Genomic DNA, 20,949 nt, shown 5'->3' with positions numbered 1-20,949 from the left:
CCCCCGGCGGCCGTCCGGGCGCCGCACCCGCGGGCCAGCGGCCCGCCGCGGCCCCGCAGCCGGGTGGACGTACGCGGCACTGGATCGAGATCAACGGCACCCGCCATCAGATCTCCCGCCCGACTCTGGTGCTGGGTCGCAGCACCGAAGCCGACGTGCGGATCGACGACCCCGGCGTCTCGCGCCGGCACTGTGAGATCCGGACCGGAACGCCCTCGACTGTCCAGGATCTCGGGTCCACCAACGGCATCGTGGTGGACGGGCAGCACACCACCCGCGCTACGCTCCGCGACGGCTCGCGGATCGTCGTGGGCAGCACCACCATCATTTACCGGCAAGCCGAAGGGTGAAGCGGGGGCAATGTCAGAGCTGACCCTCACGGTCATGCGGCTGGGTTTCCTGGCCGTACTGTGGCTGTTCGTGATCGTGGCCGTGCAGGTCATCCGCAGCGACCTGTTCGGAACGCGCGTCACACAGCGCGGCTCGCGCAGGGACGCCAACCGGCCGCAGCAGACCGCGCGCCAAGCCGCGCCGCCGCAGCAGCGCCAGCAGGCGGCACCACCGAGCGGCGGCGGCCGTCAGCGCCGCGGCGCCCCCACCAAGCTGGTCGTCTCCGAGGGCATCCTCACGGGCACGACGGTCGCCCTGCAGGGGCAGACCATCACCCTGGGACGTGCACACGACAGCACCATCGTGCTGGACGACGACTACGCGTCCAGCAGGCATGCCAGGATCTACCCGGACCGTGACGGCCAGTGGATCGTCGAAGACCTCGGGTCCACCAACGGCACGTATCTCGACCGGAACCGTCTGACGACTCCCACGCCGATCCCGCTGGGCGCGCCGATCCGCATCGGCAAGACCGTCATCGAGTTGCGGAAGTAGTGCTACATCATGAATGAGCGCGAGCGGAGCGAGCGGGCAGCGGCGGTCCACACGACGGACCCCGGCACGCTCCCGACCGGAGGGTGGGCACCGTGCGGATGTACCCGGAGCCGACGGGCGAGGTGCGCATGAGTCTGTCACTGCGCTTCGCCGCCGGATCGCACAAAGGCATGATCCGCGAGGGCAACGAGGACTCCGGCTACGCCGGTCCCCGGCTGCTCGCGATCGCGGACGGAATGGGCGGCCAGGCCGCCGGTGAGGTGGCCTCCTCCGAGGTCATCTCCACCATCGTCGCGCTCGACGACGACGTGCCGGGCTCCGACATCCTGACCTCGCTCGGGACGGCCGTTCAGCGCGCCAACGACCAGCTCAGGATGATGGTCGAGGAGGACCCCCAGCTCGAAGGCATGGGGACCACCCTCACCGCGCTCCTGTGGACCGGGCAGCGGCTCGGCCTCGTACACGTCGGTGACTCCCGTGCGTATCTGCTGCGGGACGGCGTGCTGACGCAGATCACGCAGGACCACACGTGGGTGCAGCGCCTCGTCGACGAGGGCCGCATCACGGAGGAAGAGGCCACCACCCACCCGCAGCGCTCCCTGCTGATGCGCGCGCTGGGCAGTGGCGACCACGTCGAACCGGACCTCTCCATCCGTGAGGTCCGCGCCGGCGACCGGTACCTGATCTGCTCCGACGGGCTGTCCGGGGTCGTCTCCCATCAGACGATGGAGGACACCCTCGCCAGCTACCAGGGCCCGCAGGAGACGGTGCAGCAGCTGATCGAACTGGCGCTGCGCGGCGGCGGCCCCGACAACATCACGGTCATCGTGGCCGACGTCCTCGACATCGACGGCGGAGACACCCTCGCGGGGCAGCTCTCCGACACCCCCGTCGTCGTGGGCGCGGTCGCCGAGAACCAGCACCAGCTGCACGACAACGGCGCCATGCAGACGCCCGCCGGCCGCGCCTCCAACCTCGGTCGGCAGGTGCCCGGGCAGGGCGGCGGCGGAGAGTTCGGCCCGCCCGGCAGCGGCGACACCACCGGGTACGTACCCACCGGCGGTTTCGGCGGCTACTCGGACGACGACTTCGTCAAGCCGAGCTCCGGGCGGAAGTGGCTGAAGAGATCTCTCTACATCGCCCTCGCGCTCGGCGTCATCGGCGGCGGACTGTACGGCGGCTACCGCTGGACGCAGACGCAGTACTTCGTCGGCGCCAACGACGAGCACGTCGCGCTGTACCAGGGGATCAGCCAGGACCTGGCCTGGGTCTCGCTCTCGAAGGTGGAGAAGGATCACCCCGAGATCGAACTCAAGTACCTGCCGCCGTACCAGCAGAAGCAGGTCAAGGCCACGATCGCCGAGGGCGGTCTGACCGACGCCCGCTCGAAGATCAAGGAGCTGGCCACCCAGGCGTCCGCGTGCAGGAAGGACGCCGAGCGCCGCGAGGCGGAGAGCAAGGAGAACGCGAAGACCGGTGAGGGCGAGGCCGGCGGTGTCACGGGAACCACAAGGACCTCAGCCGCGTCCAAGGCGACACCGACGCCGACCCCGTCGGGGTCCGGTACAACATCGCCCGACCCGTCCAAGTCCACGACCGCACCCACTCCCACACCCGGCCCCAGCCTCTCCGACGAAGAGCAGAAGCTGGTCTCGCTGTGCGGTAAGCAGTAAGCAGCCGTGAGGGGCCCTGTCACACGATGAGCAGCACTTCCAACCCGTCGACGCAGCACACGTCCACGATCGGCTCGATCGGAGCACCGAGCCGACGTAACACCGAGCTCGCACTGCTGGTGTTCGCCGTGGTCATCCCGGTGTTCGCCTACGCCAACGTCGGTCTGGCCATGAACGACTCGGTGCCGCCCGGCCTGCTGAGCTACGGCCTCGGTCTCGGCCTGCTCGCGGGCGTCGGCCATCTCGTCGTCCGGAAGTTCGCCCCGTACGCGGACCCGCTGCTGCTGCCGCTGGCCACGCTGCTCAACGGCATCGGGCTGGTGGCGGTCTGGCGCCTGGACCAGTCGCAACGACTGCAGCAGAGCCCCAACTTCTTCGAGGCCGCTCCCCGCCAGTTGCTGAACTCCGCGCTGGGCGTTGCCCTGTTCGTGATCGTGCTGATCTTCCTCAAGGACCACCGCGTCCTGCAGCGCTACACCTACATCTCCATGGTCGCCGCGGTGATCCTGCTGCTGCTTCCGCTGGTCCCGGGCCTCGGCGTGAACGTCTTCGGCGCGAGGATCTGGATCAAGATTCCCGGCCTCGGCACCATCCAGCCCGGTGAGTTCGCGAAAATCGCCCTGGCGGTCTTCTTCGCCGGCTATCTCATGGTGAAACGCGACGCCCTGGCCCTGGCCAGCCGCCGCTTCATGGGGCTCTACCTGCCGCGCGGGCGGGACCTCGGCCCGATCGTCGTCATCTGGGCGCTCTCCATCCTGATCCTGATCTTCGAGACCGACCTGGGTACCTCGCTGCTGTTCTTCGGCATGTTCGTGATCATGCTGTACGTCGCCACCGAGCGGACCAGCTGGATCGTGTTCGGTCTGCTGATGTCCGCGGTCGGTGCCGTCGGCGTCGCCTCCTTCCAATCGCACATCCAACAGCGCGTCCAGGCCTGGCTCGACCCGATGCGCGAGTACACGCTCAGCCAGCAGGGCATCGCGGGCCACACCGAGCAGTCCATGCAGGCCCTGTGGGCCTTCGGCTCCGGCGGCACCCTCGGCACCGGACTCGGCCAGGGCAACTCCGACCTCATCGGCTTCGCCGCCAACTCCGACTTCATCCTCGCCACCTTCGGCGAGGAACTGGGCCTGGCCGGCGTGATGGCGATCCTGCTGATGTACGGCCTGATCGTGGAGCGCGGCGTCCGTACGGCGCTCGCGGCCCGTGACCCGTTCGGCAAGCTCCTCGCCGTCGGCCTGTCCGGCGCCTTCGCCCTGCAGGTCTTCGTCGTCGCCGGCGGCGTCATGGGCCTGATCCCGCTGACCGGTATGACGATGCCCTTCCTGGCGTACGGCGGTTCGTCCGTCATCGCCAACTGGGCTCTCATCGGCATCCTGATCAGAATCAGCGACACCGCCCGCCGCCCCGCGCCGGCCCCCGCGCCCAACCCCGACGCCGAGATGACCCAGGTGGTCCGACCGTGAACAAGCCCCTGCGCCGGATCGCGATCTTCTGCGGGCTCCTCGTCCTCGCGCTGCTCATCCGCGACAACTGGATCCAGTACGTCCAGGCCGACACGTTGAAGAAGGACACGAAGAACCGCCGCGTCGCCATAGCGCGCTATGCCACACCGCGCGGCGACATCATCGTCGACGGCAACCCGATCACCGGGTCCACGAAGACCAGCGGCGACGACTTCAACGACTTCGAGTACAAGCGCACGTACAAGGACGGCGCGATGTGGGCCCCCGTCACGGGCTACGCCTCGCAGGCCTTCGGCGCCACGCAGCTGGAGAGCATCGAGGACGGCATCCTCACCGGCAACGACGACCGGCTCTTCTTCCGCCGCACCCTCGACATGATCACCGGCAAGAAGCAGGAGGGCGGCAACGTCGTCACCACGCTCAACGCCGCCGCGCAGAAGGCCGCGTACAAGGGTCTGCTGAAGCAGGGCAAGGGTGCCGTCGCCGCGATCGACCCGGAGACCGGCGCGATCCTGGCCCTGGCCTCCACCCCCTCGTACGACCCCTCGACGTTCGCCGGGAACTCCACCAAGGTCGACGGCGAGGCCTGGAACAAGCTCCAGAAGAAGAACAACCCCGACGACCCGATGCAGAACCGGGCGCTGCGCGAGATCTACCCGCCCGGCTCCACCTTCAAGGTGGTCACCGCGGCCGCGGCGCTGGAGAAGGGCGTCGTCACGAGCGCGGACGAGAAGACCGACTCGCCGCTTCCGTACACCCTGCCGGACACCACCACCGAGCTGAAGAACGAGGGGAACATCCCCTGCAAGAACGCGACGCTGCGCGAGGCGCTGCGCGTGTCCTGCAACACCGTCTTCGGCAAGCTCGGTGTCGACGTCGGCAAGGAGGACATGCTGGAGACGGCGAAGAAGTTCGGCTTCAACGAGGAGCAGTTCGTACCGATCCGCTCCAGCGCCTCAAACTTCCCCGAGAAGATGGACAGGCCGCAGACCGCGCTCAGCTCGATCGGCCAGTTCGAGACGGCCACGACGCCGCTGCAGATGGCCATGGTGGCCTCGGCCATCGCCAACGACGGCACGCTCATGAAGCCGTACATGGTCGACAAGCTCCAGGCGCCGAGCCTCGACGTCATCGAGCAGACCGAGCCCTCCAAGATGAGCGAGCCGCTGTCCGAGAAGAACGCCCAGATCCTTCAGTCGATGATGGAGACGGTCGTCAAGGAGGGCACCGGCACCAGGGGCCAGATCAACGAGGACGGCGTCACCGTCGGCGGCAAGACCGGTACCGCCCAGCGTGGTGTCGACAACAGCGAGAACCCGTACGCCTGGTTCATCTCGTACGCGAAGCTCGACGACGGCAGCTCCCCGGTCGCCGTCGCCGTGGTCGTCGAGGACGAGAGCGCCAACCGTGACGACATCTCCGGCGGCGGTCTCGCGGCACCGATTGCGAAGGACGTGATGAAGGCAGTCATCGACAGCAAGAAGTGACCCCGCTCACGTCCCCTTCACATCGGTGCACGTTGCGATACCGGTCCTGTATCGGGTGACGGTTGTGGCCAGGTCAGTCAAGGCGAGCCGGGTACGGTATGCCCGGACAGCACACCGCCGGACCACACGTGGTGTGGTCAGGACCGTCGGAGAGGGCTGGTAGGTAGCTATGGAAGAGCCGCGTCGCCTCGGCGGCCGGTACGAGCTGGGCCACGTGCTCGGCCGTGGTGGCATGGCGGAGGTACACCTCGCCCATGACACCCGGCTCGGCCGCACGGTGGCGGTGAAGACGCTGCGAGCGGACCTCGCGCGCGATCCGTCGTTCCAGGCCCGGTTCCGCCGGGAGGCCCAGTCGGCCGCCTCGCTCAACCATCCCGCGATCGTCGCCGTGTACGACACGGGTGAGGACTACATCGAGGGCATCTCCATCCCGTACATCGTGATGGAGTACGTCGACGGGTCCACGCTGCGAGAGCTGCTGCACTCCGGGCGCAAGCTGCTGCCCGAGCGCGCCATGGAGATGACCATCGGCATCCTCCAGGCGCTCGAGTACTCGCACCGCAACGGAATCGTCCACCGCGACATCAAGCCGGCGAACGTCATGCTGACGCGCAACGGCCAGGTCAAGGTCATGGACTTCGGCATCGCCCGCGCCATGGGCGACTCCGGCATGACGATGACGCAGACCTCGGCGGTCATAGGAACCGCGCAGTACCTGTCCCCGGAGCAGGCGAAGGGCGAGCAGGTCGACGCCCGCTCCGACCTGTACTCCGCGGGCTGTCTGCTGTACGAGCTCCTGACGGTCCGCCCCCCGTTCATCGGGGACTCCCCGGTCGCGGTCGCGTACCAGCACGTGCGCGAGGAGCCGCAGGCGCCCAGCGTCTTCGACCCCGAGATCACGCCCGAGATGGACGCCATCGTCCTGAAGGCGCTCACCAAGGACCCGGACTACCGGTACCAGTCCGCCGACGAGATGCGCGTGGACATCGAGGCCTGCCTCGACGGCCAGCCCGTCGCGGCCACGGCGGCCATGGGGTCCGTGGGCTACGGCGGCTACCCGGACGACCGGCCCACCACCGCGCTGCGCTCCACGGACGCGCAGGCCACGTCGATGCTGCCCCCGATGAACCCGGACGACGGCGGCTTCGGCTACGACGACCGTGCGGGGCGCCGACGCCAGCAGAAGAAGAACAACACCTCGACGATCCTGCTGGTCGTCGCGGGTCTGCTCGTGCTGGTCGGCGCGATCCTCATCGGCAAGTGGGCGTTCACCGGACAGGGCGGGTCGGGCGACGACGCGTTCCCGGCGCCGAACTTCGTGAACCAGACCCAGGCCCAGGCCGAGAAGCTGGCGACAAACCGCGAGCTGGAGCTGAAGATCGACTCCAAGCCTTGCGAGAACACCCCGAAGAACAGTGTCTGCGCCCAGAACCCGAAGGCGGAGACGCAGGTCAACAAGGGCGACACGATCACGTTGACCGTGTCGACGGGGGCGCCGAAGGTCGCGGTACCGGGCGTGGTCGGGGATTCCCTTGAGGACGCCCAGAAGGAGCTTGAGGGCGACGACTACCAGTTCGAGGTCAAGACCGAGTCCAAGGAGTCGGACGAGAAAGTGGGCACGGTCCTGAATCAGGACCCGAAGCTCGGCACTGAGGTGGAGAAGGGCTCCACGATCACCCTCACCGTCGCCAAGGAGAAGGAACAGTCCACTGTTCCGGACGTCAGCGGCCTAAGCTGTGACGACGCCAAGGCGCGGATGGAGCAGAACGACCTCACGGGCAACTGCACCGACGTGGAGACCGACGACCAGAGCCTGGTCGGCAAGGTCATCGCGACCTTGCCTCCAGCCAACTCCTCGGCCGACCCGGACTCCACGGTGAACATCCAGATCGGCAAGGCGGCGGAGGACGAGAAGTTCGCCATGCCGAAGGTGACCCAGATGACCCTCGCCCAGGCCAAGCAGGTTCTCGCGCAGAACAACCTTCAGCTCGGCAACATCCAGGGGTCGCAGGACGACAACGCCATCGTCCTCGCCAGCAACCCGCAGGAGGGCCAGCAGGTGAAGGCCGGCGACAGGGTCAACCTCGGAACGATCGACGCCGGGCAGCAGAACAACGGCGGCAACGGCAACGGCGGCCTCATCGGAGGCGGCGGCTGAGCAGCCCTCCGCGAAGAGGACTGACGCGGACACGGCGGACCGCTGGTAGACCGCCGGTCAACGGCAATGGGGGCTTGTACTGCTCGGTCGAGCAGTACAAGCCCCCATTTGCATGGCCCTTGCGAGGTGCGGTGCGGGATCTCGCCCCTACGGGGTGCGGGGCTGTGTCCCTACGGGGTGCGGCTCTGCGGAGTATCCGCGACCAGCCGAGAGGGCTCGCGGGTCATCACCGCGTCCCGCGGAGCGCTCAGCGCAGCTCCGGCGGCGGGGTCCGTTCGTCGTTCACCTTCTCCACGCGGTCCAGTTCGCCCCAGACGACGTACCGGTAGCGGGACGTGTAGACGGGCGTGCAGGTCGTGAGCGTGATGTAGCGGCCGGCCTTCTTCCTGCCCGATTCCTTGGGGACGGGCGCGAGGACCTTGACGTTGAACTTCGACGTCTCGGGAAGGGTCGCGTAGACCTTGTAGACGTACCAGTCGTCCTTGGTCTCGAAGACGATCGCGTCGCCCTTCTTGAGCTTGTCGATGTTGTGGAACTTGGCGCCGTGCCCGTCGCGGTGGGCGGCCAGCGAGAAGTTGCCCTTCTTGTCCTGCGGGAGGGCCGACTTGACGGGGTCGGTGTAGTAGCCGGCGATGCCGTTGTTGAGGGACTTCGTGGAGGTGCCCTTCTTGACCAGCACCTCGCCGTTCTTCATCGCCGGGACGTGCAGGAAGCCGATGCCGTCCTTGGTGTCCAGACCGACCGGGCCGCGGTCCTCCGCCCAGTGGTCGCGCACCTTGTCGCCCTGCTTGTCGGCCTCACGGTCCGCGACGACGTTCGTCCACCACAGCGAGTAGGCGACGAACAGGCCGAGGATCAGACCCGCCGTGATGAGGAGTTCGCCGAAGACACTGACGGCCGCCGCGATCCGGCCGCCGCCACGGCGCCGCGGCGCGGGCGAGGACGCCCGGGCGTCCGTGTGCTCTTCGTGGTCGGTCGTCGCTGCCACTGCGTTGCCCCGTCTGGTCTCTCAGGAATCTTTGAATGTCGTGAAGCGTGGGCCGCTGGTCGCCCGGGTGTCTCAGTCGACGAGGGCGTCCGGTTTGCCCTTGTCGCGTGATCGTTCCTCGACCATCGTGCCCCAGACGATCATCCGGTACTTGCTGGTGAATTCCGGGGTGCAGGTGGTGAGAGTGATGTAGCGGCCCGCCTTGGTGAAGCCCGCGCCCTTGGGGATCGCGTCCAGGACGGCCGTGTTGCTCGGCGACGTCACGGGCAGGATCGACGCCATCTTGTACACGAAGTACTTGTCCTGCGTCTCCACGACGATCGGGTCGCCCGGCTTCAGGCGGTTGATGTAGCGGAACGGTTCGCCATGGGTGTTGCGGTGCCCGGCCAGACCGAAGTTGCCCGTCTTGGCGTCCGGCATCGCCGTCTTCACGCCCTCCTCGGCGTAGTGGCCGACCATGCCGCGGTCCAGCACCCGCTTCTTGTCGGTGCCCTCGGCTATCGGCACGACCACATCGAGCTTCGGGATGTGCAGGAGGGCGAAGCCCTGGCCCGGCTCGAACACCCCCGGGTTCCGCTTGCCGTTGGCCCAGTCGTCCTGGAGGCTGCTCGCCTCGTTGCCCGCCTGCGCGTGCGCCCGGACGTTCGTCCACCACAGCTGGTACGTCACGAACAGCAGCATCAGCACGCCGGTGGTGATGAACACCTCGCCGATCGCCCTGCTGGCCATCACGGCCGCGCCCGGCTTCCGTGCCCGCGCCGCGCGCCGAGCCTCCATGCGGGAGAGAGGCGCTCCGGACGCCGCCCCGCTCTCCTGGGCCTCCTGCCCCTCCTGTGCCCCACCGGCCCCACCATGCCGCCCATGGCGCCTGGAGGCCTTGCGACGGGCCGCACGGCCACCACCCGGCACTCCGGCGCCGCCTCCGGCCCCGGCGGGCGGTACGGCGCGCTCAGCGGGTCGGGGCGTCGGGATTCCCGGTATGGACTTGATGTCCGCTATGCGCAGCCCGACCGTCTCGTCATCGACGACGGGCGGCTGCTCGTACGGAGCGGAGTACGCCGGAGCCTGGGAACTCGCCGGGCTCATCGGGCCGGACGCGCTCAGCGGGCCCGTCGAGCCAAGGGGGCCCGTCGAGCTCAGCGGGCTCGTCGGACTCAGCGGGTCCGGCTGGGCGTACGTCCCGTCGTACGACGTCTGCGGCGCCCCTCCATAGGACGGTCGCTGCTGCTCCTCGTACGGACTTTGCGGCTCGTACGGCGTCTGGGGTTCGTACGGCTGCTGCGGTTGCGGTTGCGGTTGCGGTTGCGGCCCGGCATACGACGACGGCTGCCCCGGTTCGGCGTACCCGTGCGTGGGGTCCGCGTGGGCGCGGCGTACCGGTTCCGCGTACGAGGAGGCGGTCTGCCCGGCGCTCCAGTCCTGCGGATACCCCTGGGGGTCGTACCACTCCTGCTCGGGCGCCGCGGGCTGCCGCTGCCCCGGCAGAGGGTCGCTGAGCGGGTCGGCGAGCCCGTCGACGGCGGCCCGCATCGCACCGCTCGGCCGGGCATCGACATTCGGGGCCCCGAAGTCACGGGACGGCTCGAAGGCCGCCGTCCCCTCGAAGGCGCCCGGCGCCTCAAACGCCTCAGCGCCCCCGTACACGGCGTCCTCGCCGTACGGGGCGGCACTGTCGCGCTCGGGGCGCAGGGCGGTCACGCCGTGGCCCTGCCCACCACCGGGGCGAGCCCGACCGATCTGGCGACGGCTCCCTGGTCCCCGCACTCCACCAGCCAGTTGGCCAGCATGCGGTGACCGTGCTCGGTCAGCACGGACTCGGGGTGGAACTGCACACCCTCGACCAGGAGTTCACGGTGCCTGAGCCCCATGATGATTCCGTCGTACGTACGGGCCGTGACCTCCAGCTCGACAGGGACGGTCTTCGGCTCGGCGGCCAGCGAGTGGTAGCGGGTGGCGGTGAAGGGCGACGGAAGCCCCGCGAACACCCCCCTGCCCTCGTGCTCGACGAGCGAGGTCTTGCCGTGCAGCAGCTCGGGCGCGCGGTCGACGACCCCGCCGTACGCCACCTGCATCGACTGCATCCCGAGGCAGACCCCGAAGACGGGGATGCCGGTCTCGGCGCAGTGCCGGACCATGTCGACGCAGACGCCGGCCTCTTCGGGCGTGCCGGGGCCGGGCGACAGCAGTACACCGTCGAAGCCGTCCTGTGCGTGCAGCGCCGACACCTCGTCGTTGCGCAGGACCTCGCACTGGGCACCCAGCTGGTACAGGTACTGGACCAGGTTGAAGACGAAGCTGTCGTAGTTGTCGACGACGAGAATCCGCGCGCTCACTGGTTGTCCACCGTCACATCGTTGAAGGGCAGCAGCGGTTCGGCCCACGGGAAGACGTACTGGAAGAGCACGTAGACCGCCGCGAGGACCAGCACGAGGGAGATCAGTGCCTTGATCCACGTGTTCCCCGGCAGATGCCGCCAGATAAAGCCGTACATGCCGTCCCTTCCGTCGCACCACGGCACCAGACTCACGCCGTACCGGACCAGACTAACGGCGTAGGGCCCCCGGTTTCCCAGCCTCTACAGGCTGGGTCGAGTCAAGATGTGCCCAGACGATCAGCCGGCGGCTGTGGCCCCATTCCGGCTCGCAGGTCGTCAGCGTCAGATAGCGGCCCGCACGCGTGTACCCCGACTTCTTCGGTACGGGGTCAATGACCGCTATGTCACTCGGCAATGTTTTGTAGGGCTTTGTGTCGATGCGATACGTGAACCAGGTCGTCCCGTCGGTCAGCACCACCGAGTCACCCGGCCGCAGCCTGGGGAAATCCTTGAACGGGTCCCCGTACGTGCGCCGGTGGCCGGCGACGGCGAAGTTCCCCGGCTGTCCGAGCTGTGCGGTGCCCGTGTAGTGGCCGAGCCCCTTCTTGAGGGTGCCCGTCTTCGTGCCTTCGAGCACGGGCTTGTTCCACGTGAAACCAAGCCGCGGGATGTACATCACAGCGAAGGGCTTGCCGTCCTTGTACGGGGCCGGCTCCTCGGGGCTCGTGCCGGGGGCGCCCGTCCCCGTGGACCTCGGCCCCTTGGGCCCGGCCGCCACGGAACCCTTCGACCACTGCTCCTGGAGCTGCGCGATCTGGTCGTCCATCGCGGTGTCGGCCTTCACACCCGTCCAGAACAGCACGTACACCACGAAGAGCACGATCACGGTGCCCACGGTGATGCACAGCTCGCTGAACGTCCTGACGACCACTCGCACCGACACAAGGCCCCCCAGCGACAGCGGCTCCACTACTCCATTGGCTCTTACCCCACGAGCTGCTACTCCACAGGCTTCGCGTAGCGGAGATCCACTGTGCCCGAGTAGCCGGGCAGAGTCACGGTCCCGTTCTCGTCGACTTTCCAGCCGAGCCCGTAGACGTTGACGTACACCATGTAGTTCTGGATCGCCTTGGACGCCGAGAGGGCCTTCTGGAGCTTCTCCGGGTCACCGACCGCCTGGATCTTGTACGGGGGCGAGTAGACGCGGCCCTGGAGGATCAGGGTGTTGCCCACGCAGCGGACGGCGGAGGTGGAGATCAGCCGCTGGTCCATGACCTTGATGCCCTTGGCGCCGCCCTGCCACAGGGCGTTCACCACGGCCTGGAGGTCCTGCTGGTGGATGACCAGGTAGTCGGGCTGCGGCTCGGGGTAGCCGGGGAGCTTGGCGGTGGCGTTCGGAGGCGCGTCGTTGAGGGTGACCGTGAGGGCCTCGCCCTTGAGCTTCTGGGTGCCCGCGTTCTTCTCCAGGGCGGCGAGCTTGGCCTCCTCCGCCTTCGTACTGCCGTTGTCCCGCTCGGCGAGCGTCTCTACGTCCTCACGCAGCGATCCGTTGCTCTCGTCGAGCTGCCCGTTCTTGTGGCTGCGCTCCTGAATCAGGTCGGAGAGCTTCAGCAGCGAGGCGTCCGTACGGATATTGGTGCCCTTGGCCGTGTTGAAGCTGGTGAAGAAGATCAGCCCCGCTAGGGCGAACACGGCCACGGTCAGCACCCGCACCGGCCGGAAACGCCGGATTGTGCCAGGGCTGGAACCTGACTGGGGAGAGTCGGCAGAATTGCTCAACGTACCCTTATCTCCTTCGGCGCCGCGGAAGCACTACGCTAACGGACGCCCGGGGGAGCGCTAAGAGTCCCCTTGTACGCTGCCCCGGAGCCAGCCCACGTTCCCTGCGCGGCCACGCAGCGCATCGACAGGAGAGACCCTCGTGCCGAAGTCACGTATCCGCAAGAAGGCCGACTACACGCCGCCCCCGGCGAAGCAGGCGACCAACATCAAGCTGAACAGCCGTGCCTGGGTCGCCCCGGTCATGCTGGCCATGTTCCTCATCGGCCTCGCCTGGATCGTCGTGTTCTACGTGACGGACGGTTCGCTGCCGGTCGACGCGTTGGGCAACTGGAACATCGTGGTGGGCTTCGGCTTCATCGCGGCGGGATTCGGCGTTTCCACGCAGTGGAAGTAACGCGGCCATAAGGTGTCGGGAGCCTGTACCAGGGCTTCTACGAGCCTGTGTCCGCAAGCCGTGGCCCAAGTTGTCCACTGAGTTATCCACAAGGGTTTCCACAGTGTGGATAGGTCTGAAGATCTGTGGATAACCCATCGGGTGTTGACGCCGGTGTGACTGACCTACTGGTATCCGTAAGTGCGTTCGCCCCCTGTCCCGCCTGGGGAAACCCAGGTCAGGGACAGGGGGCACACTTGTTCCTGCACAGCATGCACAAGATCCGCCACGGTCTGTGGACAACGTGGGCTCGCGCGGGATTCTCAGGCGGGTCGGGCTTGACTTTCGGACGGGTCGACCGGTCCGGCTCAGGTGGGACGGGCTCTTCGGCTCGGGTGGGCCCGGCGGCTCGGCTCCGGCTGGCACAGCGGCTCGGCTCAGGTGAGCTGGCCGGTCCTCACCAGTGTCATGACCACAACCGCGATCAGCACCAGCGCGCACACGCCGTACTGGATCAGGGCCCGCCGCTCGCGGGGCGCGTGCACCATGGCGTAGCCGATCACCACACCGCCGACGAGGCCGCCGATGTGGGCCTCCCAGGCGATGTTGCTCCACCCGAAGGTGAAGATCAGGTTGATCACCAGCAGGGCGATCACCGGGCGCATGTCGTAGTTGAGCCGCCGCATGAGGATGGCGGTCGCTCCGAACAGACCGAAGATCGCGCCGGAGGCGCCGAGCGACGGCTCGTTCGGCTCGGCGAGCAGATACGTGAGCGCACTGCCGGCGAGGCCGGACACCGCATACAGAGCGATATAGCGGGCGCGGCCGAGGGCCTGCTCCAGAGGGCCGCCGATCCACCACAGGCTGAGCATGTTGAAGGCGATGTGGATATAGCTGCCGTGCAGGAACATCGACGTGACCAGCCGGTACCACTGCCCTTCCGCGACGCCCTGGAGGTCGTTCCCGAGGATCGGCAAGAACACCCGGCCGACGAGGTAAAAGCTCTCGGTGAAGCGGTCGCCCACGGAGAGCTGGACCAGGAAGACAGCGAGATTGAGCCCGACGAGGATCTTGGTGATCAGCCGGGGATCCGAGGTGACCGTGCCGCCCGCGAGGGTGCGGGGCTGGGCGGCGTCGGGGGCGTGGCCCGTGCCGGAACCGTTCCGCACGCATTCCGGGCACTGGAAGCCGACCGAGGCGCTGATCATGCACTCGGGGCAGATGGGGCGCTCGCAGCGCGTACAGCGGACGCCGGTCTCCCGGTCCGGGTGCCGGTAACAGGTGGGCAGGCTCGCGGCGCCCTGTGGTTCCTGCGGGCTGCCTGGCGCCTGGTCCATCGGGATCCCCTCATCCTCTGTACGCATTTGATACGCAACGCACCGCCCCGCTCATCCTTACGGATGGGCGGGGCGTTTGGTTCCCTCCGGGAGGCCTCTCTCGGTTTCCTCCGAGGGCCTCGATTCCCTCCGGGAGCCTCGGTTCAGCGGGTCTCGATGACGACCGACTCGATGACCACGTCGCTGACCGGGCGGTCGGTGCGCGGGTTGGTCTGCGCGGAGGCGATGGCGTCCACGACCTTCTGGCTGGCCCCGTCGCTCACCTCACCGAAGATGGTGTGCTTGCGGGTCAGCCAGGCCGTCGGGGAGACGGTGATGAAGAACTGGGAGCCGTTGGTGCCCGGGCCGGCGTTCGCCATGGCCAGCAGGTACGGCTTGTCGAAGCCGAGGTCGGGGTGGAACTCGTCCTCGAACTCGTAGCCGGGACCGCCGGTGCCGTTGCCCAGCGGGTCACCGCCCTGGATCATGAATCCGCTGATCACCCGGTGGAAGACCGTGCCGTCGTAGAGCTTGTCCGTGGACTTCGCACCCGTGGCCGGGTTGGTCCACTCACGCTCGCCCTTGGCGAGCTCGACGAAGTTCCGGACCGTCTTGGGCGCGTGGTTCGGCAGGAGCCGCACTTCGATGTCGCCGTGATTGGTCTTCAGGGTGGCGTAAAGCTGCTCAGCCACGATCTGCCTTCCGTTGTCCTTTGTGACTCCCCGATCCTCGCACGGACCGCGCCCCTCGTCTTGCGTCACCGCCGCTCCGGACCGCTTCAACCGCTTCGCACCGAAGCGGCGCACAGTACGAGGATCCGTGACATTGTCGTGGCAAGCTCCCGTTGCACCGTATTGATCAGTTATTGCCCCGAGTACACCCGGAGTCGGCTCTCATGACCCGGATGCCCGCCCTCGCATGCCCCGGAGCTCTCCGGCAGGCATGATCCGGATAAGGGTGGAAAGGTGAACTGTGACTTGCTGGGGGATGGCCCCAAGCCCCCAAGTACGCCACCGAGGAGGAGGATCCCGTGACCCGCAAGGACAGCGTGCGCGCAGCGGCCGAGTCGGCAAAGGAAAGCGTGCGGCACGCCGCGGAAGTGGTGGCGCCCTACGCCGACACGACCAGGGACCGCGCCACGCAGTATGCGCACGAAGCACGCGTCAAGCTCGCGCCGAAGGTGTCGGCCGCAGCTCTCCAAGCCGCCGAACAGGCACGCACGCAGTACGACGCCCATCTCGCCCCGCGTCTTGAGCAGGCGCGGACGCATGTGCCGCCGAAGGTCGACCATGCCGCCCACGAGGCAGCTGTCCGTACCCGCAAGGCCGCGCGGCAGGCGGCGGACTACTCCCGGCCGAGGATCGAGCAGGCCAGGGTCGCGGCCGGCCCCGTTCGCGATGAGGCCGCGTCCCGCAGTGTGGCGGCGCTGGCCGCGCTCCGCGGTCAGGTCTCGGCCAAGCAGGTGGAGAAGCTGGTCCGTAAGCAGGAGCGGCGGGCCAGGGTCGGCCGCCTCGCCAAGGGCCTCGCCGTGCTGGGCATCCTGGCCGGTGGCGCCTTCGCCGCGTGGAAGTGGTGGGACAAGCAGGCCAACCCCGACTGGTTGGTCGAACCGCCCGCCGCCACGGAGGTCCCGGAGGGCGGCCACCTGACCTCGGTCGACGGCAGCGCTCAGGACGAGCTCGACCCCGAGGTCCAGGCCAAGCAGGCCGAGGCGGAGGCCGCGGAGCACAAGGACCGCGGCTGACGCAGCCGTAGGACATCACATCGTGGGGGCAGGAGGCCCGGTGCCTCCTGCCCCCACGATGTTTCACGTGGAACCAGCCCCGGTCCCGTTTCACGTGAAACCGGCCTGCCGTGAAACCGGCCTCGCGTGAGGCCGAACTCGCGTGGGGTCGGGCTCTACGTGGAGCCGGTCGCGGTGCGGCGCGGGCGCCTGCGTTCCGGCAGAGGCTTGCGCTTGCGGGTGCGGCGGGGTGCTTCCGCCGAACCGCCGCCCACCGGTGCGGTCGGAGTTGAGGAGACAGGGGACGTGGTCGTGAGGGCCGTGAGAGCCCTGATGCGGTCGGTGAAGTCGGGGTCGGGGAGGGGAAGGTCCAGATCGTCGTCCACAAAGGCGACGGCTGCGGGCACGTAGTGCAGAACGGCGTTGACCGGTTCGGGCACCGGTGAGTCGTCCGGCTTGAGCGCGCGGAGGATGCGCAGCGTGGTGGTGATCTCGAACTCGGGTCCGGCCTCCGCGTCGGCCACGACGTCGGTCTGGGTGTGCTGGGTGTGCCACCAGTCGGCAGCTCCGTGCTCGCCCAGGGCCCGGTGGTGCAGATAGAGGCAGTAGCTTGCGGCGGGATCGCCGGCCCCTGCGGCGTACTGCCACCAGAAACGGGCTGACTCCTCGCGCTCGGAGAGCTGCAGCATGCACCCCAGAACACGGGCCCCGGACGGTTCGGGCAGGGCTCGGGCGAGAAAGATCCGGAGGTCGGCGAGGGCTCCGGTGTGGGTGATCACGGTCTCGCAGAGGGTCTGGAGATCATCGGCGGCGGAGCTTTCGTCCACCGATCCCTCGCGCTGCGGTCCACTGCCTGGGGAGTGTTCGTCGGCCGGGGTCTCGTCGGCTGCACCTCTCCCGGCCGGGTTCTTGCCGAGGGCGCTTTCACCTGCCAGGTCTGTGTCGGCCGGCGCGGAGGCGTTGTGGGTGTGGGGCTTGGGACAGCGGGGTTCCTCGGGCGCGTCCCACCGAACCGCTGCTCGGGCAGCCAGGCGGGCAGCGGCCGCGTCGATGTCGGCCACGGTGTAGGGCTCGCGGCGCAGCCTGGCGCGGGCGAGCAGCTCGTCAATGTGCGATGTCATCGGCATGCCCTTCCTCGCTCCGGTTCCGCGCGAAGCCATCGCATTCGCCCTCGCCCTGTGCGGCGCTCTCGGGCCGCGTGGCCTCAAGTCGCCTCTTGACCCCGTAGGCGTGCTCCAGCCGTCGCCTGGCATGGCGGACGGTGGAGCGTACGCCTGCCGGGGTGATCCCGAGCGCGGCCGCCACCTCCTCCACGGTGAAGCCCTGGCCGAACTGCAGGAGCATGACGTCCATCTGACGTGGCGGCAGTTGCCCGATCGCCTCATAGAGGCTGAGGCTCTCCTCGAACTGGCCTATGGGGTCGACCGACTGACTGAGCGCCACCGTCTCGAAGGCGGCCTCGCCGATGAGGGCGGGACGGCGGTCCCGGGCCCTGGAGAAGTCGATGGTGGTGTGCCTGAGCACGCGCCAGGCGTACGCGGTCGGGTTCTCCTTGGTCAGGACGGTGGACCAGGCCCTGAGTAACTTCTCGAAGGCCGCGTCGACAGCCTCCTCGGCATCGGCTCTGCTGCCCAGCCGGATCTCCGCCCAGTGGACGTAGATCGGCCGGTACATCCGGTGGAATGCCTCGAAATCCAGCGGCAGTTTCCTCATCGGCCGGGCGCCGGTCGCGGTTCGGGGAAGTTCCTGGCTCACGTCTGTCCCTCCGTACCGCTCTCGCGCCGCATCTCGCTGATGCCGGCCCTGACTCCGGCCGCGGCCACGCGGCGCAGCAGACCGAGCACGTCACGGCCGAACACCCGCAGGGCGAGCACCGCCAGGATCACATCGTCGGCAACGTCCAGATTCACGTGCGGTTTTGCCTCTCCTTACAGAAGGCGAGGCCTCGTGGCGTTCCTGGCGGCCTCGGGAGGGCGCCTGTTTTACGCCCTCCGTTCACGATGACGTTTGCAACGGGCCAGGTGTGCAACACCCGCACAGACTTTCTTAACGGAGCGCAGTGTTCTGATTACGTATCTTCGTTCACAGCAGCTCACGCAAGCCTTCACGACTTCTACGCGCCACCCCCACGCCACCTCGGCCACCTGCGCAGCGACCACAGCACCCCCGCACCGGGCATCCCTTTGCGCAAACAATCGCAAACATCGCCACCCTCACCTTGTGACGCACGTCACCGCGCACACCCCCTGTGGCGCTCCGGCGCTCGACGCGGGCAGGACCAGCGAGCTTGACGAGGGCACGTCACTACAGGACAGACGGGCAATTCGCGGCCACCTCACACCCGTTGAAGAGCCCACCGCGGCGTGGAACCGCCCCGGAAGAACGCGATACCGAAGGGCTCGACGGTCGATGGCAGGCGGTGCCCACGACTCCACCCCAGGACGGCCGGGACACCCCAGGAGTCCCCCGGGAAACGGATCCGGGCCTCCCCGCCCGCACACCCCACGGCATGAGAAAACCCCCTCTGACCTGCGAATAAGCAGGTCAGAGGGGGTTCTTCGTGTGGAGCCTAGGGGAGTCGAACCCCTGACATCTGCCATGCAAAGACAGCGCTCTACCAACTGAGCTAAGGCCCCGGAAGGGAGGCATCCACCAGAAGCATCCCCCTTCTGAGCAGCGCCGCAGACCAGAGTACCGGGTCACCCCGGGTATCCCGCAAAAAGATTGGGGGTCCCCGCGAACGACCACTCTCCGTAAGATGCTCGACGTGGTTCGCTACAGCGAACCACGGTACTTGGGGAAGCGATGGGGAGACGCGAATGGACGCCGCACAGCAGGAAGCAACCGCAAGAGCCCGGGAGCTGCAGCGGAACTGGTACGGAGAGCCGTTGGGGGCGCTCTTCCGTAGGCTCATAGATGACCTGGGGCTCAATCAGGCCCGCCTCGCGGGAGTGCTCGGCCTGTCGGCGCCCATGCTGTCGCAGCTGATGAGCGGCCAGCGGGCCAAGATCGGGAACCCCGCGGTCGTCCAGCGCGTACAACTGCTGCAGGACCTGGCGGGACAGGTGGCGGACGGCAGTGTGAGCGCTGCCGAGGCCACCGAGCGCATGGACGAGATCAAGAAGTCGCAAGGGGGCTCGGTGCTCAGCAACACCACGCAGTCGACGACCAGTTCGGGGGGTGCACCCACGGTCAAGCGTGTGGTGCGCGAGATCCAGTCACTGCTGCGTTCGGTCGCTGCCGCGGGAGACATCATCGAGGCGGCCGACACTCTCGCCCCGACCCACCCGGAACTGGCAGAGTTCCTCCGGGTGTACGGAGCCGGCCGCACCTCGGACGCGGTCGCCCACTACCAGTCCCACCAGAGCTGAGCACATCGCCCGGCCGCCGAACACCCGGTAGCCGCAGTCCTGTTGGGCCTGCGGGTCACCGGAGTCCAGGCAGCCGGGCACCTCGGAAGGGCCGCCGTACCGACCGCCGAAGGGGGAGCGACGCACGACCATGGGTGAGGTCTTCGCCGGCCGGTACGAACTGGTCGACCCGATCGGACGCGGGGGAGTCGGTGCGGTCTGGCGCGCCTGGGACCACCGGCGGCGCCGGTATGTGGCCGCCAAGGTGCTCCAGCAGAGCGACGCGCACTCGCTGCTGCGCTTCGTGCGGGAGCAGGCACTGCGGATCGACCACCCCAATGTGCTCGCGCCCGCCAGCTGGGCCGCCGATGACGACAAGGTCCTGTTCACCATGGACCTCGTCGGCGGCGGTTCGCTCGTCCACCTGATCGGGGACTACGGTCCCCTGCCGCCGGCGTTCGTCTGCACCCTGCTCGACCAGCTTCTGGCAGGGCTCGCCGCGGTGCACGCGGAGGGAGTCGTGCACCGCGACATCAAGCCCGCCAACATCCTCCTTGAGGCGACCGGAACAGGCCGTCCGCGGCTGCGCCTGTCCGACTTCGGCATCTCGATGCGGCTGGGCGAGCCCCGCCTGACGGAGACCAACTACGTGGTGGGGACGCCCGGTTACTTCGCGCCCGAGCAGCTGCTCGGCTCGGAACCCGACTTCCCCGCCGACCTCTTCGCGGTGGGCCTGGTCGCCCTCTATCTCCTGGAGGGCGCCAAACCCGATGCCAAGGCACTGGTCGACCACTTCACGGCCCACGGCACACCGGGCGCCCCGAAGGGCATTCCCGAGCCGCTGTGGCAGATCGTGGCCTCTCTGCTCCAACCGGACCCCCAGTCGCGGTTCCGCACCGCCACAGGGGCGCGCAAGGCGCTCGCCGCGGCCAGGGAGCTTCTCCCCGAGCCCGGCCCCGACGACGAGCTGATCGAGATATTCGACCAACTCGGTCCGCTTCCGGCCGAGTTCGGCCCGCAGGGCCCTCTGACGACCACCACCGCGTCCGAGGGCGCCCAAGCTCACGACAGCGCGCCCCAGCGGCACGGCCCGGGCACCTCGACACCGTCGCAGCAGTCCGGGACCGCGGCTCCGGGCGCTCGGACAGCCACGGAGGGCCGTGCGGCGCAACCCGGGAGCACCGCTCCGTCCGAAACCCCCGCAGGCGCCGTATCCCCCCAGCCGAGCATGTCTCCCGGGGCCCACCTCGGTGGCGTGTCTCCGGACGCCCACACAGATACGGCCTGGCCCCAGACGCGCACGGGTGCCGTCCCGCCGATGCCTCCCGCAGGCGCCGCTCCTCCCCACCCCCAGACCGGCGCCGTCCCGCCCCGTCCCACCCCCGGCGACGTACCACCAACGCCCTCGACGGCGCCCGCCCCCCCGCAGTCCCC

General features: G+C 68.4%; 21 protein-coding genes and 1 tRNA gene. 10 read left to right on the top strand and 12 right to left on the bottom strand.

The genetic code is table 11. The features are described 5' to 3' along the window. From O3Q52_RS24910 to pknB, 6 genes are all read left to right on the top strand, one after another. Positions 1–350, top strand: a 350-nt coding sequence (locus O3Q52_RS24910; RefSeq protein WP_269650973.1) for an FHA domain-containing protein, incomplete at its 5' end; no start/stop codon positions are given. Positions 351–360: 10 nt separating this feature from the next. Then, entirely contained in the window at positions 361–885 is a 525-nt protein-coding gene (locus O3Q52_RS24905; protein ID WP_143641383.1) for an FHA domain-containing protein, read from the top strand. Between the two features lie 98 nt (positions 886–983). Next, complete coding sequence (locus tag O3Q52_RS24900; protein ID WP_269650976.1) at positions 984–2,558, top strand: Stp1/IreP family PP2C-type Ser/Thr phosphatase; 1,575 nt, start codon at positions 984–986, stop codon at positions 2,556–2,558. A 26-nt stretch (positions 2,559–2,584) separates the two neighbouring features. Next, positions 2,585–4,024: an FtsW/RodA/SpoVE family cell cycle protein gene (locus O3Q52_RS24895; protein ID WP_269650972.1), complete on the top strand. Its 1,440-nt coding sequence runs from the start codon at positions 2,585–2,587 to the stop codon at positions 4,022–4,024. Then, the gene (locus O3Q52_RS24890; RefSeq protein WP_269650971.1) at positions 4,021–5,511 is read left to right on the top strand and encodes a penicillin-binding protein 2; all 1,491 of its coding nucleotides are present in this window, start codon (positions 4,021–4,023) and stop codon (positions 5,509–5,511) included. Before O3Q52_RS24895 ends, O3Q52_RS24890 begins: the two co-directional genes overlap by 4 nt. Positions 5,512–5,680: 169 nt before the next feature. Next, positions 5,681–7,669 carry a Stk1 family PASTA domain-containing Ser/Thr kinase gene (pknB, locus tag O3Q52_RS24885; protein WP_269650970.1) on the top strand — a complete coding sequence of 663 codons (1,989 nt, stop codon included), beginning with the start codon at positions 5,681–5,683 and terminating at the stop codon, positions 7,667–7,669. A 247-nt stretch (positions 7,670–7,916) separates the two neighbouring features. Here pknB and O3Q52_RS24880 read toward each other — a convergent pair whose 3' ends face one another. The 6 genes from O3Q52_RS24880 to O3Q52_RS24855 all read right to left on the bottom strand — a co-directional run bounded on the left by O3Q52_RS24880 (position 7,917) and on the right by O3Q52_RS24855 (position 12,750). Then, on the bottom strand, positions 7,917–8,657 hold the full coding sequence (locus O3Q52_RS24880) for a class E sortase (RefSeq protein ID WP_200397079.1): 741 nt from the start codon (positions 8,655–8,657) through the stop codon (positions 7,917–7,919). 72 nt (positions 8,658–8,729) lie between these two features. Beyond that, positions 8,730–9,743 carry a class E sortase gene (locus tag O3Q52_RS24875; RefSeq protein ID WP_269650975.1) on the bottom strand — a complete coding sequence of 338 codons (1,014 nt, stop codon included), beginning with the start codon at positions 9,741–9,743 and terminating at the stop codon, positions 8,730–8,732. 608 nt (positions 9,744–10,351) lie between these two features. Next, positions 10,352–10,990, bottom strand: a complete 639-nt coding sequence (locus O3Q52_RS24870; RefSeq protein WP_269650969.1) for an aminodeoxychorismate/anthranilate synthase component II — start codon at positions 10,988–10,990, stop codon at positions 10,352–10,354. Then, positions 10,987–11,148, bottom strand: coding sequence for a hypothetical protein (locus O3Q52_RS24865; RefSeq protein WP_107102406.1), 162 nt, complete (start codon positions 11,146–11,148; stop codon positions 10,987–10,989). The genes O3Q52_RS24870 and O3Q52_RS24865 overlap by 4 nt, the downstream gene beginning before the upstream one ends. A 52-nt stretch (positions 11,149–11,200) precedes the next feature. Continuing rightward, positions 11,201–11,908: a class E sortase gene (locus O3Q52_RS24860; RefSeq protein ID WP_269650974.1), complete on the bottom strand. Its 708-nt coding sequence runs from the start codon at positions 11,906–11,908 to the stop codon at positions 11,201–11,203. Positions 11,909–11,970: 62 nt separating this feature from the next. Then, entirely contained in the window at positions 11,971–12,750 is a 780-nt protein-coding gene (locus O3Q52_RS24855) for a DUF881 domain-containing protein (RefSeq protein WP_269650968.1), read from the bottom strand. A 142-nt stretch (positions 12,751–12,892) separates the two neighbouring features. Here O3Q52_RS24855 and crgA point away from each other — a divergent pair, with 142 nt between their 5' ends. After that, positions 12,893–13,147 (top strand): cell division protein CrgA, encoded by a 255-nt coding sequence (crgA, locus tag O3Q52_RS24850; RefSeq protein WP_189841500.1) that lies wholly within the window; start codon positions 12,893–12,895, stop codon positions 13,145–13,147. Positions 13,148–13,563: 416 nt separating this feature from the next. On the opposite strand, the gene O3Q52_RS24845 is transcribed toward crgA, so the two are convergent. Beyond that, positions 13,564–14,463, bottom strand: coding sequence for a rhomboid family intramembrane serine protease (locus O3Q52_RS24845; protein WP_269650967.1), 900 nt, complete (start codon positions 14,461–14,463; stop codon positions 13,564–13,566). Positions 14,464–14,606: 143 nt separating this feature from the next. Beyond that, positions 14,607–15,134: a peptidylprolyl isomerase gene (locus O3Q52_RS24840; protein WP_143641373.1), complete on the bottom strand. Its 528-nt coding sequence runs from the start codon at positions 15,132–15,134 to the stop codon at positions 14,607–14,609. Positions 15,135–15,472: 338 nt separating this feature from the next. Here O3Q52_RS24840 and O3Q52_RS24835 point away from each other — a divergent pair, with 338 nt between their 5' ends. Next, complete coding sequence (locus O3Q52_RS24835; RefSeq protein WP_269650966.1) at positions 15,473–16,186, top strand: DUF5324 family protein; 714 nt, start codon at positions 15,473–15,475, stop codon at positions 16,184–16,186. 155 nt (positions 16,187–16,341) lie between these two features. Here the strand turns inward: O3Q52_RS24835 and O3Q52_RS24830 are convergent, their stop codons facing one another. The 4 genes from O3Q52_RS24830 to O3Q52_RS24815 form a co-directional block, all read right to left on the bottom strand. Further along, positions 16,342–17,286: a hypothetical protein gene (locus O3Q52_RS24830; RefSeq protein WP_269650965.1), complete on the bottom strand. Its 945-nt coding sequence runs from the start codon at positions 17,284–17,286 to the stop codon at positions 16,342–16,344. Beyond that, positions 17,270–17,920, bottom strand: coding sequence for a sigma-70 family RNA polymerase sigma factor (locus O3Q52_RS24825; protein WP_269650964.1), 651 nt, complete (start codon positions 17,918–17,920; stop codon positions 17,270–17,272). Before O3Q52_RS24825 ends, O3Q52_RS24830 begins: the two co-directional genes overlap by 17 nt. Next, a complete protein-coding gene (locus O3Q52_RS24820) occupies positions 17,917–18,075 on the bottom strand; it encodes a hypothetical protein (RefSeq protein ID WP_269650963.1) in 159 nt (52 codons plus the stop codon). Before O3Q52_RS24820 ends, O3Q52_RS24825 begins: the two co-directional genes overlap by 4 nt. Positions 18,076–18,728: 653 nt before the next feature. Next, positions 18,729–18,801, bottom strand: a tRNA-Ala gene (locus tag O3Q52_RS24815). A 183-nt stretch (positions 18,802–18,984) separates the two neighbouring features. Here O3Q52_RS24815 and O3Q52_RS24810 point away from each other — a divergent pair. Together O3Q52_RS24810 and O3Q52_RS24805 are read left to right on the top strand one after the other, a co-directional pair. Continuing rightward, positions 18,985–19,536, top strand: a complete 552-nt coding sequence (locus tag O3Q52_RS24810) for a hypothetical protein (protein ID WP_055613072.1) — start codon at positions 18,985–18,987, stop codon at positions 19,534–19,536. Positions 19,537–19,666: 130 nt separating this feature from the next. After that, the coding region (locus O3Q52_RS24805; protein WP_269650962.1) for a protein kinase at positions 19,667–20,949 on the top strand (1,283 nt) is incomplete at its 3' end.

The sequence above is a fragment of the Streptomyces sp. ActVer genome (assembly GCF_027270795.1).
Taxonomy (GTDB): domain Bacteria; phylum Actinomycetota; class Actinomycetes; order Streptomycetales; family Streptomycetaceae; genus Streptomyces; species Streptomyces umbrinus_A.
The sequence above is the reverse complement of the archived record's forward strand: the minus strand, read 5'-3'. Positions and strand labels throughout refer to the sequence as shown.

Bases quoted from the DNA above. Each gene is read 5' to 3' on its own strand.
- O3Q52_RS24895 (WP_269650972.1), top strand. From the start codon at position 2,585: ATGAGCAGCACTTCCAACCCGTCGACGCAGCACACGTCCACGATCGGC.
- O3Q52_RS24865 (WP_107102406.1), bottom strand. From the start codon at position 11,148: ATGTACGGCTTTATCTGGCGGCATCTGCCGGGGAACACGTGGATCAAG.
- O3Q52_RS24845 (WP_269650967.1), bottom strand. From the start codon at position 14,463: ATGGACCAGGCGCCAGGCAGCCCGCAGGAACCACAGGGCGCCGCGAGC.
- O3Q52_RS24810 (WP_055613072.1), top strand. From the start codon at position 18,985: ATGGACGCCGCACAGCAGGAAGCAACCGCAAGAGCCCGGGAGCTGCAG.
- O3Q52_RS24905 (WP_143641383.1), top strand. From the start codon at position 361: ATGTCAGAGCTGACCCTCACGGTCATGCGGCTGGGTTTCCTGGCCGTA.
- O3Q52_RS24900 (WP_269650976.1), top strand. From the start codon at position 984: ATGTACCCGGAGCCGACGGGCGAGGTGCGCATGAGTCTGTCACTGCGC.
- O3Q52_RS24830 (WP_269650965.1), bottom strand. From the start codon at position 17,286: ATGACATCGCACATTGACGAGCTGCTCGCCCGCGCCAGGCTGCGCCGC.
- pknB (WP_269650970.1), top strand. From the start codon at position 5,681: ATGGAAGAGCCGCGTCGCCTCGGCGGCCGGTACGAGCTGGGCCACGTG.
- O3Q52_RS24875 (WP_269650975.1), bottom strand. From the start codon at position 9,743: ATGAGCCCGGCGAGTTCCCAGGCTCCGGCGTACTCCGCTCCGTACGAG.